Origin of the sequence: Rhizobium sp. RAF36 (genome assembly GCF_052114105.1) — a bacterium.
In the GTDB taxonomy this organism is placed as follows: Bacteria; Pseudomonadota; Alphaproteobacteria; order Rhizobiales; family Rhizobiaceae; genus Rhizobium.
In genome coordinates, this window is the sequence record NZ_JBFREC010000007.1 from 250896 (window position 1) to 264187 (window position 13292).

The window sequence follows — 13292 nt, forward strand, 5'->3', positions numbered from 1 at the left end:
GATGGGCCCGCGTCGTGGGGTTTTTGGTTTTTGGGTTCCGCATGACCGACGCGCTGAAAATCGGCATTCTTTACTCCACCACGGGGCCTTACGGCTCGATGGGGCGGGATGCGCGCGACGGCGCGGAATTCGCGCTGGCGGAAATTTCCGCCGCCCGCCAGGTGAGGATCGAGCCGGTCTTCTTCGACCCGCATGCCGATCTCGCCGCCTATCTGGAAGGCGCCCGCCAGCTGCTGCGCTCCGGCTGCCGCCATATCGTCGGCACAATCACGTCGGCAGCCCGCAAGGAAGTCATCCCGCTGGTCGAAAAGCATGACGGGCTGCTCTGGTACATGTGCCCCTATGAGGGCTTCGAGGCCAACGAGAACGTCATCTATGTCGGCGGCTGCCCGAACCAGCACCTGATCCCGCTATTCGAACACCTGATCCCGCGCTTCGGCACCCGCCCCTATCTCGTCGGCGCCAACTATGTCTGGGGCTGGGAGATGAACCGGCTGGCCCGCGAGCTGATCACCAATGCCGGTGGCGAGGTGCTTGGCGAACGCTACCTGCCGCTGGAGGAAACCGCGGTCGAGCGCATAGTCGCCGATATTGAGCAGCGCCGCCCGAGCTTCATTCTGAACAACCTGATCGGTCCGTCGAGCTACGCTTTCCTTGCCGCGATCGGCAAACTTGCCGAGCGCGATCCGGCTTTCCGCCCGGAAAATTGCCCCGTTGTCAGCTGCGACCTGATGGAATGCGAGCTTGCCGATATCGAGCCTGGCAAAGCAATCGGCCAGCTTTGCGCCGCCTCCTATTTCGACAATCTCTCAACACCCGAAAACCTGTCCTTCAAGATCCGTGTCGCGGCCCGCTATGGCGCGAACCGGCGCATTTCGAGTGTCTTTGCGAGCGCCTATACGGCCGTCAAGCTTTGCGCCGATGCGATCATCGCCGCAGGCAGCGACGAACCGGCCGCCGTGCGCCGCGAACTCTACGACACACAGCGCCCAAGCCTGTTCGGCTCGATTGCCATCGACCGTGAAACCCATCATGCGCCGCTGCCCTTCCATCTCGGCCAGATCAATGCCGAAAATGGCTTCGACGTCGTGGCCTCGCGGCCGCCGCTCGCCGCCGATCCCTATCTGACCGGCCGCAACAAGCCGGCCTCTCCGAAATTACGGGTGGTCTCATGAAAGAAACCCCGAATTTCACCGGCTGGCACGCTGCCATCATCCATCGCGAAGACAGCAACACCGAGAGACTGATCCGTCAGCTCCGGCTTCTCGGCATCCGTACGAGCCTGCAATGGGCGCCGCTTGCGGCGACCGACCTGCCCGATCTCGTCATCGTTGATGCAGACCAGGGCTGGGATGACCTGCTGCCCTGGAAGGATCCGGCAGCGGCCTGCCCCGTCGTCGCCCTTCTCGGCTCCGAAGCGCCGGGCCGCATTGCCTGGGCGCTGGAACAGGGCGCCGGTGCCATCATCGCCAAACCGATCGCCACGTCCGCCGTCTATCCGGCCCTCGTCATGGCCGTCTCCATCCATCAGGAACGCAAGAACAATGCCGAACGGCTGCAATATCTCGAAGAGCGCGTGCGCCTTCGCCCTCTCGTCCATGCCGCAGTGGAAAAGCTGATGGCCGCACACCGGGTCGATGAGGAACGCGCCTACGCTATCCTGCGCGATTGCGCCATGCGCCGCCGGCTGCCGATGGAACAGATCGCCGCCTTTATCGTCGGCGGTGCCGAGCCCCTGCCGGAGGCCGGTTGATGCGCGTGCTGAAAGAAATGCTGCGCCAGCCTGCGGCGCTGTTCGGCCTCGTGGTCGTCCTGCTCGTCGTCGTCATGGCGATCGCCGCGCCGTGGATTGCACCCTTCGACCCTGACAACCAGATGTTCGACGGGCTGTCGCTCGAAGGTGCGCCACTACCGCCCGGCGGGCAGTTCCTGCTCGGCACCGACACGCTCGGCCGAGACCTGTTCTCGCGCCTGCTCTACGGCGCTCGCACCTCGCTGGTCATCGGCCTGGTGGCAAACGGTATCGCGGTGGCGATCGGCCTCTTCGTCGGCATCATCGCCGGCTATGTCAAAGGCTTCGCCAGCAATGTGCTGATGCGCTTTACCGACCTGATGATGGCCTTCCCGGCGCTGCTGCTCGCCATCGTGCTTGCCGCCCTGCTGCGCCCGAGCCTGTGGATCGTTGCGATGGTCATTGCGCTGGTGAACTGGGTTCAGGTCGCCCGTATCGTCTATACCGAGACCCGTGGCCTCTCCGAGCGCGACTTCATCATGGCCGAACGCTCGCTCGGCGCCGGACATATGCGCGTGCTCTTCATGCATATCCTGCCGCATCTGGTGCCGACGGCGATCGTCTGGGGCACGCTCGGCATCGCCACCACGGTGCTGCTCGAAGCGACGCTCTCCTTCCTCGGCATCGGCGTGCAGCCGCCGCAGGCTTCCTGGGGCAACATCATCTTCGAAAGCCAGAGCTACTTCCAGGCCGCTCCCTGGCTGGTGTTCTTCCCCGGTATCGTCATCCTGCTGACCGCGCTGTCCTTCAATCTCGTCGGTGACGCGCTGCGCGATATCCTCGATCCGACGCAGCGGGGGAGAAACTGATGTTCCTCGTTCTCCGCCGCCTCGCCCAGGCGTTTCTGATCCTGCTGGGCGTTGCCGCCATCACATTCGTGCTGCTCTATGCGCTTCCCGCCGATCCGGCGCGGATGATCGCCGGGCGCAGCGCCACGGCACAGACGGTCGCCAACATCCGCCATGAGCTCGGCCTTGACCAGCCGCTGCTCGTGCAGTTCTGGCATTATCTGACCAATCTTCTTTCCGGCAATCTCGGCCGCTCCTATGCGCAAAAGACCGATGTCTGGACGCTGATCGTCGCCCGCCTGCCGGCGACGCTGACGCTGATGCTCGCCGGTATCGTCGTCGAAGTCATCCTCGGCCTAACGCTCGGCACCATCGCCGCCATCCGCCGCGGCGGCTTCGTCGACCGTCTTGTGATGATGGCCTCCTTCGTCGGCGTCTCGGCCCCGCAATTCGTCGTCGCGCTGCTGCTTCTCTACGTCTTCGCCGTCACGCTCGGCTGGTTTCCGATGAGCGGTTACGGCACGCTTGCCCATGTCGTGCTGCCGGCCACCACGCTCGGCGTTCTCGGCGCCGGCTGGTATGCCCGCATGGTCCGCTCGGCGATGATCGACGTGCTCAATCAGGATTATGTCCGCACTGCCCGCGCCAAGGGCCTGTCGTCGCGCCGCATTATCTTCCGCCATGCGCTGCCCAACGCCATCCTGCCGATCATTGCGATGATTGGCATCGATATCGGCCAGTTCATGGGCGGCGTGGTCGTGGTCGAGGCCGTCTTTGGCTGGCCCGGCATCGGCCAGCTCGCCTGGCAGGCGATCCAGCAGGTGGATATTCCGATCATCATGGGCGTGACGCTGACTTCAGCGCTCGCCATCGTCATCGGCAATCTGCTTGCCGACCTCATTGCGCCGGTCATCGACCCGCGTATCCGCACACGTTGACAGCAACCAAAGAAGGGGAACCAATATGTTCAAAAGCTGGCTTCGAATGACAACCATGGCATCGGTGGTGGCGCTGGCGCCGCTCTCGGTCATGGCACAGGATGCACCCAAGCAGGGCGGCGACATTGTCGTCACCTACAAGGACGATATCGCCACCCTCGACCCGGCCATCGGTTACGACTGGGTCAACTGGTCGATGATCAAGAGCCTCTATTCGCGCCTGATGGATTATGAGCCGGGTACGCCGAACCTCGTTCCGTCGCTCGCCGAAAGCTTTACCGTTTCGGATGACGGCCTCACCTACACGTTCAAGCTCCGCAAGGGCGTGAAGTTCTCGAACGGCCGCGAAGTCGTCGCCTCCGACGTCAAGTATTCGATCGAACGCGCCGTCAACCCGAAGACGCAGGGCCCGGGCGCCGGCTTCTTCGGCGCCATCAAGGGCTTCGAGGACGTGACGGGCGGCAAGTCCGAGACGCTTTCCGGCATCGAGACGCCTGATGCAGGCACCGTCGTCTTCACGCTGTCGCGTCCGGACGCCACCTTCCTGCACGTTCTCGCCATCAACTTCGCCTCCGTCGTTCCGAAGGAAGCAGTCGAGGCAGCAGGCGGCGATTTCGGCAAGAAGCCCGTCGGCTCCGGCACCTTCACCCTGAAGGACTGGACGATCGGCCAGAAGCTCGTGTTCGAGCGCAACAAGGACTACTTCGTCAAGGACGTCCCGCATGTCGACAGCTTCACGGTCGAAGTCGGACAGGAGCCGCTCGTGGCACTGCTGCGCCTGCAGAAGGGTGAAGTCGATATCGCTGGCGACGGCATCCCGCCGGCCAAGTTCCTCGAAATCAAGAATTCCGCCGATGGCGCGAAGATGATCGTCGATGGCGCGCAGCTGCACACCGGCTACATCACGCTCAACACCAAGGTGAAGCCGTTCGACAACGTCAAGGTTCGCCAGGCTGTCAACATGGCCGTTAACAAGGACCGCATCACCCGCATCCTGAACGGCCGCGCAACGCCTGCCAACCAGCCGCTGCCGCCGCTGATGCCGGGCTATGACAAGTCCTTCACCGGCTACACCTACGACGTTGCCAAGGCCAAGGCGCTGCTCGCCGAAGCCGGCTTCCCGGATGGTTTCGAAACGACGCTCTACTCCACCAACACCGATCCGCAGCCGCGTATCGCCCAGGCGATACAGCAGGATCTGGCCGCTGTCGGCATCAAGGCTGAAGTCCGTGCGCTGGCACAGGCCAACGTCATCTCGGCCGGTGGCACCGAAGGCGAAGCGCCGATGATCTGGTCGGGCGGCATGGCCTGGATCGCCGACTTCCCGGATCCGTCCAACTTCTACGGCCCGATCCTGGGTTGCTCGGGTGCGGTTGCCGGTGGCTGGAACTGGTCCTGGTATTGCAACAAGGAACTCGATGCCCGCGCTGTTGCGGCAGACTCGATGTCCGACCCGGCCAAGGGTGCTGAACGCACGGCTGCCTGGGGCAAGATCTTCACCGACATCATGGCCGATGCGCCGTGGGTTCCGGTGATCAACGAGCGCCGCGTCGTTGCCAAGTCGCTCCGCATGGGCGGCGCCGACAACGTCTATATCGATCCGACGCGCGTCATCAATTACGACGCGATCTACGTCAACCAATAAGCCCTGACGGGTGAACGCCCTCCCGGCTCCGGCCGGGAGGGCGCCATAAGAACGAGGGAGACACACAAGATGTGCATTGCCTGCACCCACACCATTCACCGCGCCCAGCACAATTTCGGCTGGAACAAGGATTTTGCCCCGGCTGTCGTCGCCAAGCCGGGCGAGACGATCCATTTCGAATGCATGGATTCCTCGGGCGGCCAGCTCGGCCGCGATGCGACCCTCGATACGCTGCGCGATCTCGATTTCGGCAAGATCAACCCGGTTTCCGGCCCTGTCTATGTCGAGGGCGCGAAACCCGGCGATGCGCTGAAGGTGACGCTGCGCAAATTCATTCCGTCGGGCGTTGGCTGGACGGCCAATATTCCGGGCTTCGGCCTGCTCGCCGACCAGTTCAAGGAGCCGGCGCTGCACGTCTGGTCCTATGATGCCAACAGCATGGTTCCGGCGCTCTTCGGCCCCGGCGGCCGCGTGCCGTTGAAGCCCTTTGCCGGTACGATCGGCGTGGCTCCGGCAGAGCCCGGCACCCATTCCGTCGTCCCGCCCCGCCGCGTCGGCGGCAATATGGACATCCGCGACCTGACGGCCGGTGTCACCCTCTACCTGCCGGTAGAAGTCGATGGCGCACTGTTCTCGATCGGCGATACGCACGCCGCCCAAGGCGACGGCGAGGTCTGCGGCACGGCGATCGAAAGCCAGATGAATGTCGAGGCGACGATCGAGCTCGTCAAGGACGCCCGTCTGCAGTCGCCGCGCTTCACCACGACGGAGCCGGTCACCCGCCACCTCGACGGCATGGGCTATGAAGTCACGACCGGTATCGGCCCCGATCTGATGACGGGCGCGCGCGAAGCCGTCATGCGGATGATCGATCTTCTGACGGTCGAACACGGCCTCAACCCTGTCGATGCCTATATGCTCTGCTCCGTCTGCGGCGATCTGCGCATCAGCGAAATCGTCGATATGCCGAACTGGGTGGTTTCCTTCTACTTCCCGAGGATCGTGTTCTCGTGACATTGCCCGCCACTACAGCGCCGGTCCTTTCCGTCCGCAATCTCAGCGTCGATGCACGCACGCCCGAAGGGCTGAAGCCTGTCCTCAGGGACATCAGCTTCAGCCTCTCAAGCGGCGAAACGCTCTGCATCGCTGGCGAATCCGGCTCGGGCAAATCGGTGACTTCGCTCGCCATCATGGGACTGCTGCAGAAGGCGTCGCTGCGCGTCACGTCCGGCAACATCCTGCTTGGCGAGCGTGACCTGCTGACGCTGTCGAACCGCGCCATGCGCAGCGTGCGCGGCGGCGATGTCGCCATGGTGTTCCAGGAGCCGATGACCTCGCTGAACCCGGTGATGTCGATCGGCGCACAGCTGACCGAGGCGATCCGCGAGCACCAGGGCAACGAGAATGCCGAGGCGACGGCGCTGAAGATGCTGGATGCGGTGCAGATCACCGATCCGGCGCGGCGGCTGAAGCAATATCCGCATGAGCTATCCGGCGGCATGCGCCAGCGCGTGATGATCGCCATGGCGCTCTCCTGCCAACCGAAGGTGCTGATCGCCGATGAGCCGACGACGGCGCTCGATGTCACGGTTCAGGCGCAGATCCTGAAGCTGATGCGCGAGTTGAAGGCCGAGTTCGGCACCTCGATCGTGCTCATCACCCATGACATGGGCGTGGTCGCCGAAATGGCCGATCGCGTGCTGATCATGCAGAACGGCCGGATCGTCGAGGAAGGCCCATCGCTCGCGATCTTCAACCGTCCCCAGGAAGACTACACCAAGCAGCTGCTCGCCGCCGTGCCGCGCCTCGGCGCACTTGCCGGCACCGATGGCCCGCCGCGGGTGACGCCACGCAAGATCGAGCCCGAGCGGACCGGTGCTGCACCCGTGATCGCCGTTCGCGATCTCGACGTCCACTACGGCAGCCCGGTCGGCCGGTTCTTCAAGGGCAAGCCGCAGGTGCAGGCCGTCAGCGGCGTTTCCTTCGGCCTGATGCCCGGCCAGACCCTCGGTCTCGTCGGTGAAAGCGGGTCCGGCAAGTCGACGACGGGCAAGGCCGTGCTCGGCCTCATTCCCTTCACCGGCAGCGTGCTGATCGACGGCCAGAACATTGCCGGCCTGACGCAGCGCCAAATGCGCCCGGTTCGCCGCTCGGCGCAGATGATCTTCCAGGATCCCTATGCCTCGCTCGACAGCCGCATGGCCGTCGGCCCCGCCATCGCCGAACCGATGCTCATCCACGGCATCGGCAACAAGAGCGAGCGGCAGGATCGTGTCGCCGAACTGCTGCGCCGCGTCGGCCTGACGCCGGATGCGGCAACCCGCTATCCGCACGAATTCTCGGGCGGCCAGCGCCAGCGCATCTGCATCGCCCGTGCACTTGCCGTTGGCCCGAAGGTGATTGTTGCCGATGAAAGCGTGGCAGCACTCGACGTTTCCGTCCGCGCCAAGGTACTCGATCTGATGCTGGAACTGCAGGAGACGATGGGCCTTGCCTATCTCTTCATCTCGCATGACATGGCGGTGATCGAGCGCATGTCGCATCACGTCGCCGTCATGCGCGGCGGCAAGATCGTCGAGACGGGAACGCGGCGGGAAATCTTCGAGAATCCGAAGGACGACTATACCAAGGCGCTGATCGCCGCGGTGCCGATCCCGGATCCCGAGGTCTATCAGAAGCGGGCGCAGGCGCTCGCTTGAAAACCCGCCGGGGCCGCAAAGCCCCGGCGTTTCTTTTTGATGCTTACTGACGCGAGGTCAGATCGTCAGGCAGTTCGGCATTGTGGAACTGGCGATAGATATCGCGCAGCACCTTGTTGTCGAAATTGGTCTTCACCCAACCATCGAGCCAGCCCTTCAGCGCCGTTTCGCCCTTGGGTATACCGATGCCGAGGTTGGTTTCCTTCTGGGTGAACTTTATCTGCAGCGGATTGGCGGTCATCTTCTTGTTGATGCCGTTGATGACCGCAGACTGGCTGGAGAGGATATCGACCTGGCCGGAGACGACGGAGGTGATCAGCGTTGCATCGTCTTCGAAGCGAACGATATCGGCACCCTTGGCCTTGGCGGTGATGTCCTGGTCGTTGGTGGTGGCGCGCGTAACGCCGATGCGCTTGCCGTCGAGATCGGCATAGTCCTTGATCGCGGCGTCAGCCGGACCGGCAACGACGAGCGCCAGCGTCGCGTAGGGAACCGAGTAATCGATCGCCTTCTTGCGCTCTTCGGTGATGCCAAGCGAAGAGACGACCATGTCGGCCTTGCCCGTCTGCACCGAGGGAACGCGGGCAGCGTTGGTGATTTCCACCAGTTCCAGCTCGACGCCGAGATCCTTGGCGATCAGCTTTGCGGTTTCGACGTCGGAGCCTGTCGGCTTCAGATTTTCGTCGACGAAGGAATATTCCGGAATGCCCATCGCAACCGCGATGCGCACTTTTCCGGCCTTCTTGATATTGTCGAGCACGTCGGCATTGGCGGCCGATGCGAAGGCCAGCAGGCTTGCGCCTGCGATGAGTGCCAGTTTCGAAATCATTGTCGTCGGCATATGAGTCTCCTCTCTCGTTTACCCGACCCTGCGCGCATGCGTGCAGGTACTCCTCCTTGAATTCAGAGCTCTTCGGCCATGAATTCCTTCAGTTCCGGCGTCTGGGGATTGGAAAGGATGTCTGCCCCTCCCGTCTCCCAGACCTTGCCGGTATGCATGTAGATGACGCGGTTGGCGGCGCGTTTGGCGAAGCCCATCTCGTGGGTGACGACGATCATCGTCATGCCGCCGCGGGCGAGATCTTCCATCACGCGCAGCACTTCGCCCGTCAGCTTCGGATCGAGCGCCGAGGTCACCTCGTCGAACAGCATCACCTTCGGCTGCATGGCGAGCGAGCGGGCGATCGCCACGCGCTGCTGCTGTCCGCCGGAAAGCTGTTCCGGATAATTGTCGATCTTTTCCGACAGGCCGACCTTGGCGAGAACCTCTGTGGCGATCTCGCGGGCCTGATCCTTGCGCATCGACTTCACGCGGCGCAGCGCCAGCATGATGTTTTCGGCGACCGTCATATGCGGGAAGAGATTGTAGCTCTGGAACACCATGCCGATATCCCGGCGCAGCGAGCGCAGATCGAGCTTCGGATCCTCGACCCGGTGGCCGCAGACCTCGATCGTGCCGTCCTGGATTGTCTCCAGCCGGTTGATGCAGCGCAGCGCCGTGCTCTTGCCCGAACCGGACTGGCCGATCAGCGCCACGACTTCGCCGGCGTTGATTTCGAAGGAGACGCCCTTCAGCACCTCCAGGGCGCCGAAGCGCTTGACGACATTGGTGAGTTTAACGGCGGCCGACATTGAGTTTCCTCTCAAGCGAACGGCTCCAGACCGACAGCGGATAGCAGACGCAGAAGTAGAAGAGCGCTGCGACGCCGAAGACCAGGAACGGCTGGAACAGGGAGTTGTTGATGACCTGCGCCGCACGCGTCAGCTCCAGGAAGCCGACGACGGACGCAAGCGACGTGTTCTTGACGAGCTGCACGAGGAAGCCGACCGTCGGCGGCGTGGCGATCTTCAGCGCCTGCGGCAGGATGACGTCGCGCAGCGCCTGCCAGCGGGTGAGGCCCAGGCACTCGGCAGCTTCGAACTGGGTCTTGGCGATCGATTCCACCGACCCGCGCCAGATCTCGCCGAGATAGGAGCTCGAATAGACCATCATGCCGAGACCGGCGGCAACCAGCGGCGGCACCGAGATGCCGAAGACGCCGAGACCGAAATAGAGCAGGAACATCTGGATCAAGAGCGGCGTGCCCTGGACGATCTGGATGTAGACGAGAGCGGTGCGCCGCAGCCAGCGGAAACGCGAGATGCGCGCCAGCATGACGAAGAAGCCGGCGATGCCGCCGAGGATGAAGGCGAGCGCGGACAGCACGATCGTCCAGAGCAGGCCATCCAGCAGGTAGATCAGATGATTGGTCGAGAAAGCGCCGAGCATCGTCACCTCACACGCCGAGCCCGAGCCGGCGGCGGCGCGGGAATGCAATGAGGCCGAGCCCGAAGAAGGCGGCACGCATCAGATAGGTGATGGCGATATAGAGAAGCGCCACGACGAAATAGGTCTCGAGCGAACGAAAAGTGTTCGACTGGATGTTGTTGGCGACACCGGTCAGTTCCTCGGCCGAAATCTGCGAGCAGATCGAGGTCGACAGCATCATCAGGATGAACTGGCTGGACAACGCCGGATAGACGCGCTCGATCGCCGGCAGGAGGATGATGTCGCGATAGATCTGCAGTTTCGAAAGGCCAAGCGCTTCGGCCGCCTCGATCTGGCTCGGATGGATGGAATCCATCCCGGCGCGAATGATCTCGGCCGTATAGGCGCCGACATTGATCACCATCGCGAAGACGGAGGCGGCAAGGATGGGCAGGCGGAAGCCGATGGACGACAGCCCGAAGAAGATGAAGAAGATCTGCACGATGAACGGCGTATTGCGCACCGCTTCGATGTAGATGCCCACGACCGTGCGCAGTAGCGGCACATCGGACCGGCGCGCGATGGCGCAGGCGATGCCGATCGCAAGCCCGATGATCACCGAGAACACGGTAATCTCGATCGTCGTCAGCGCGCCCGACAGGAAATCCTGCCAATAGGGCATCAGCGCCGCAAAATCGAACTGGTACTGCATGTCTCCTCCAGACGCGGCCCGCGAGCGGGCGCGAATTCACTCATTCGTTCAGCGCGCCAGCCAGCCGCCATCGACGGGGATCACGGTGCCATGGACATAGTCGGATGCGGCCGATGCCAGGAACACGGCGGCCCCGCCAAGCTCAGCCGGCGTTCCCCAGCGGCCCGCCGGTATACGCGCAAGGATCGCAGCGCTGCGATCCGGATCGTCGCGCAGCGCCGTGGTGTTGTTGGTGACGAAATAGCCGGGCGCGATCGCATTGACGTTGACGCCCTTGCCCGCCCATTCGCAGGCGAGCAGCCGGGTAATGCCGGCAAGCCCGCTTTTCGAAGCGGTGTAGGACGGGATGCGGATGCCGCCCTGGAAGGAAAGCAGCGACGCGATGTTGACGATCTTGCCGCGGCCCTTCTCGATCATGTGGCGGCCGGCTGCCTGCGACAGGAAGAAGCCGGTCTTCAGATTGGTGTCGATGACCGCATCCCAGTCTTCCTCGGTGAAATCCACTGCATCGGCGCGGCGGATGATCCCGGCATTGTTGACCAGAATATCGAGGCCGCCGAATGTCGAGACCGTCTCCGAGACGATATCCTTGACCGGCGCGATGCTGCCAAGATCGGCCTTGATGGGGTGGAAGCGGACGCCCGCCTTGCTGACCAGCGCCTCGGTCTCGTCCATCGACGAGCGGCCGACGGCGACGATTGTGGCACCGGCCTCGGCCAGCGCCAGCGCGATACCCTGGCCGATGCCTGTGTTGGCGCCGGTGACGACGGCGGTGCGGCCGGAGAGGTCGAAGGGATTGGCCATCGTCCTACCTCAGATCCGCAATGGCGATATGGTCCATGTCGGTGAAGCTCTTGTTGTCACCGGCCATCGCCCAGATGAAGCTGTAGGTCTTGGTGCCGGCACCCGAATGGATCGACCAGGGCGGCGAGATGATCGCCTGCTCGCTGGCCACCAGCATGTGGCGGGTCTGCTGCGGCTCGCCCATGAAATGGAAGACGCGCTGATCGGCTTCGAGATCGAAATAGAGATAGGCTTCCATGCGCCGGTCGTGGGTATGCGACGGCATGGTGTTCCAGACGCTGCCCGCATCGATCATCGTGAAGCCCATCGTCAGCTGGCAGGACTGGCAGACTTCAGGATGGATGAACTGGTAGATCGAACGCTTGTTGGCGGTCGCAGCTTCCCCCGGCGTCAGATGACGCGCCTTGTCGCGGGTCAGGAGAACGGTCGGATGGGTCTGGTGTGCCGGCGTCGAGACCAGGTAGAACTTGGCCGGGTTTGCCGCATCGGCGCTTTCGAAGCTGACGTCCTTGGCGCCCTTGCCGACATACAGGCAATCATATTTGGCGAGATCGTAGCGCTTGCCATCAACGGTGACGCTGCCGGCGCCACCGACATTGAGGGCGCCAAGCTCGCGTTCGGCAAGGAACGTCTCCTGACCGATTTCCTTCGTCGCACCAAGGACCAGCGCAGCAGCAAGCGGCGCGGCGCCACCGATCACCATGCGGTCGTAATGCGAATAGGTCAGCCTGATCTCGCCGCCTTCGAAGACGGTCTCGATCAGGAAATGGCGGCGCAGCGTCTCGGTGTCGTAACCACGGACGGCTTCCGGATGGGAAGCATGGCGAACGTCGATCTTCATTGAATTTTTCCCTTCTGATCAGCGGATGCCAAGGGAGATTTCGCATCCTCGATGAAATAGTTCGGATCCCAGATTTCGGCCTTCTCGACTTCGCCGAGCAGCTTGCCGAGATGGAAGCCCATGGCCGATGCGGCGCCTGCCTTGTCGCCTGCCTTCATGCAGTCGATGACGGCGGAGTGCTCTTCGATGACGCGGGCGAGACGCCCTTCCTGTGGCAGGGTCAGCAGGCGGTAGCGGTCGGAATGGACCTTGACCTGCTGGATGATCGCCCAGATACCGGGAAAACCGGCGATATCGCTGATCAGCTTGTGAAAATCATTGTCGACCACATGGAAAGCGGCGACGTCGTCGTCACGCACACAAGCGCTGAGATCGGCAAGATTGCGCTCCAGCAGACGCAGACCAGCGGGGGTCATCTTCTCGACGGCGATCGAGACGGTGGTATCCTCAAGCGCCTTGCGCACAAGGATCGCCTCGTAGAGCGCATGGCGTGGAATGCGGGATACGAAGGTTCCAGACTGCGGGAAGACATCGACCAGACCATCGTCCGACAGACGCAGCATCGCTTCGCGGATCGGCGTGCGGCTGACGCCGAACTGCGCTTCCAGCTCCTTCTCGTTCAGGAGATCCATCGGCTTGCGGCGGAGCGAGATGATGTCGTCGCGGAGCGCGTTATAGACCAGCGTCGCGGCGCGTGGCGCGGCGGCTCGCTGATGCGAGAGATGGGTAACGCCGGCGAGCGAGCGCTTCTTGCGGGTCTCGCTCATCGCGCCCCGGCTCCAGTTTCAGTCGTGATTCGCTGACCTGTTGTCCTCACCCGTCGCC

The 13292-nt window shown here is 63.2% G+C and carries 14 protein-coding genes; 7 read left to right on the plus strand and 7 right to left on the minus strand.

The features are described 5' to 3' along the window. Positions 1-41: 41 nt before the first annotated feature. The 7 genes from AB4Z25_RS23050 (at position 42) to AB4Z25_RS23080 (ending at position 7862) form a co-directional block, all read left to right on the plus strand. Complete coding sequence (locus AB4Z25_RS23050) at positions 42-1175, plus strand: transporter substrate-binding protein (RefSeq protein ID WP_442209261.1); 1134 nt, start codon at positions 42-44, stop codon at positions 1173-1175. Further along, a complete protein-coding gene (locus AB4Z25_RS23055; RefSeq protein ID WP_112538740.1) occupies positions 1172-1753 on the plus strand; it encodes an ANTAR domain-containing protein in 582 nt (193 codons plus the stop codon). Before AB4Z25_RS23050 ends, AB4Z25_RS23055 begins: the two co-directional genes overlap by 4 nt. Then, entirely contained in the window at positions 1753-2601 is an 849-nt protein-coding gene (locus tag AB4Z25_RS23060) for an ABC transporter permease (RefSeq protein WP_112388866.1), read from the plus strand. Before AB4Z25_RS23055 ends, AB4Z25_RS23060 begins: the two co-directional genes overlap by 1 nt. After that, entirely contained in the window at positions 2598-3518 is a 921-nt protein-coding gene (locus AB4Z25_RS23065; RefSeq protein WP_112538741.1) for an ABC transporter permease, read from the plus strand. The genes AB4Z25_RS23060 and AB4Z25_RS23065 overlap by 4 nt, the downstream gene beginning before the upstream one ends. Before the next feature lie 25 nt (positions 3519-3543). Next, a complete protein-coding gene (locus AB4Z25_RS23070) occupies positions 3544-5163 on the plus strand; it encodes an ABC transporter substrate-binding protein (protein ID WP_442209264.1) in 1620 nt (539 codons plus the stop codon). Positions 5164-5232: 69 nt separating this feature from the next. Next, a complete protein-coding gene (locus AB4Z25_RS23075) occupies positions 5233-6177 on the plus strand; it encodes an acetamidase/formamidase family protein (RefSeq protein WP_112388863.1) in 945 nt (314 codons plus the stop codon). After that, on the plus strand, positions 6174-7862 hold the full coding sequence (locus AB4Z25_RS23080; RefSeq protein ID WP_442209266.1) for an ABC transporter ATP-binding protein: 1689 nt from the start codon (positions 6174-6176) through the stop codon (positions 7860-7862). Before AB4Z25_RS23075 ends, AB4Z25_RS23080 begins: the two co-directional genes overlap by 4 nt. 43 nt (positions 7863-7905) lie before the next feature. Here AB4Z25_RS23080 and AB4Z25_RS23085 read toward each other — a convergent pair whose 3' ends face one another. From AB4Z25_RS23085 to AB4Z25_RS23115, 7 genes are all read right to left on the minus strand, one after another. Then, on the minus strand, positions 7906-8703 hold the full coding sequence (locus AB4Z25_RS23085) for a transporter substrate-binding domain-containing protein (RefSeq protein WP_112388861.1): 798 nt from the start codon (positions 8701-8703) through the stop codon (positions 7906-7908). 62 nt (positions 8704-8765) lie between these two features. Next, positions 8766-9494, minus strand: a complete 729-nt coding sequence (locus AB4Z25_RS23090; protein WP_112538745.1) for an amino acid ABC transporter ATP-binding protein — start codon at positions 9492-9494, stop codon at positions 8766-8768. Beyond that, the gene (locus tag AB4Z25_RS23095; RefSeq protein WP_112598015.1) at positions 9478-10131 is read right to left on the minus strand and encodes an amino acid ABC transporter permease; all 654 of its coding nucleotides are present in this window, start codon (positions 10129-10131) and stop codon (positions 9478-9480) included. Before AB4Z25_RS23095 ends, AB4Z25_RS23090 begins: the two co-directional genes overlap by 17 nt. A 7-nt stretch (positions 10132-10138) precedes the next feature. Continuing rightward, positions 10139-10822: an amino acid ABC transporter permease gene (locus AB4Z25_RS23100; protein ID WP_442209269.1), complete on the minus strand. Its 684-nt coding sequence runs from the start codon at positions 10820-10822 to the stop codon at positions 10139-10141. Positions 10823-10870: 48 nt separating this feature from the next. Further along, complete coding sequence (kduD, locus tag AB4Z25_RS23105; protein WP_442209271.1) at positions 10871-11626, minus strand: 2-dehydro-3-deoxy-D-gluconate 5-dehydrogenase KduD; 756 nt, start codon at positions 11624-11626, stop codon at positions 10871-10873. A gap of 4 nt (positions 11627-11630) precedes the next feature. Then, positions 11631-12467, minus strand: coding sequence for a 5-dehydro-4-deoxy-D-glucuronate isomerase (kduI, locus tag AB4Z25_RS23110; protein WP_442209273.1), 837 nt, complete (start codon positions 12465-12467; stop codon positions 11631-11633). After that, on the minus strand, positions 12464-13234 hold the full coding sequence (locus AB4Z25_RS23115; protein ID WP_442209275.1) for a GntR family transcriptional regulator: 771 nt from the start codon (positions 13232-13234) through the stop codon (positions 12464-12466). The genes kduI and AB4Z25_RS23115 overlap by 4 nt, the downstream gene beginning before the upstream one ends. Positions 13235-13292: the final 58 nt, after the last annotated feature.

Bases quoted from the DNA above. Each gene is read 5' to 3' on its own strand.
- AB4Z25_RS23070 (WP_442209264.1), top strand. From the start codon at position 3,544: ATGTTCAAAAGCTGGCTTCGAATGACAACCATGGCATCGGTGGTGGCG.
- AB4Z25_RS23060 (WP_112388866.1), top strand. From the start codon at position 1,753: ATGCGCGTGCTGAAAGAAATGCTGCGCCAGCCTGCGGCGCTGTTCGGC.
- AB4Z25_RS23115 (WP_442209275.1), bottom strand. From the start codon at position 13,234: ATGAGCGAGACCCGCAAGAAGCGCTCGCTCGCCGGCGTTACCCATCTC.
- kduI (WP_442209273.1), bottom strand. From the start codon at position 12,467: ATGAAGATCGACGTTCGCCATGCTTCCCATCCGGAAGCCGTCCGTGGT.
- AB4Z25_RS23055 (WP_112538740.1), top strand. From the start codon at position 1,172: ATGAAAGAAACCCCGAATTTCACCGGCTGGCACGCTGCCATCATCCAT.
- AB4Z25_RS23085 (WP_112388861.1), bottom strand. From the start codon at position 8,703: ATGCCGACGACAATGATTTCGAAACTGGCACTCATCGCAGGCGCAAGC.
- kduD (WP_442209271.1), bottom strand. From the start codon at position 11,626: ATGGCCAATCCCTTCGACCTCTCCGGCCGCACCGCCGTCGTCACCGGC.
- AB4Z25_RS23100 (WP_442209269.1), bottom strand. From the start codon at position 10,822: ATGCAGTACCAGTTCGATTTTGCGGCGCTGATGCCCTATTGGCAGGAT.
- AB4Z25_RS23050 (WP_442209261.1), top strand. From the start codon at position 42: ATGACCGACGCGCTGAAAATCGGCATTCTTTACTCCACCACGGGGCCT.
- AB4Z25_RS23090 (WP_112538745.1), bottom strand. From the start codon at position 9,494: ATGTCGGCCGCCGTTAAACTCACCAATGTCGTCAAGCGCTTCGGCGCC.
- AB4Z25_RS23095 (WP_112598015.1), bottom strand. From the start codon at position 10,131: ATGCTCGGCGCTTTCTCGACCAATCATCTGATCTACCTGCTGGATGGC.
- AB4Z25_RS23075 (WP_112388863.1), top strand. From the start codon at position 5,233: ATGTGCATTGCCTGCACCCACACCATTCACCGCGCCCAGCACAATTTC.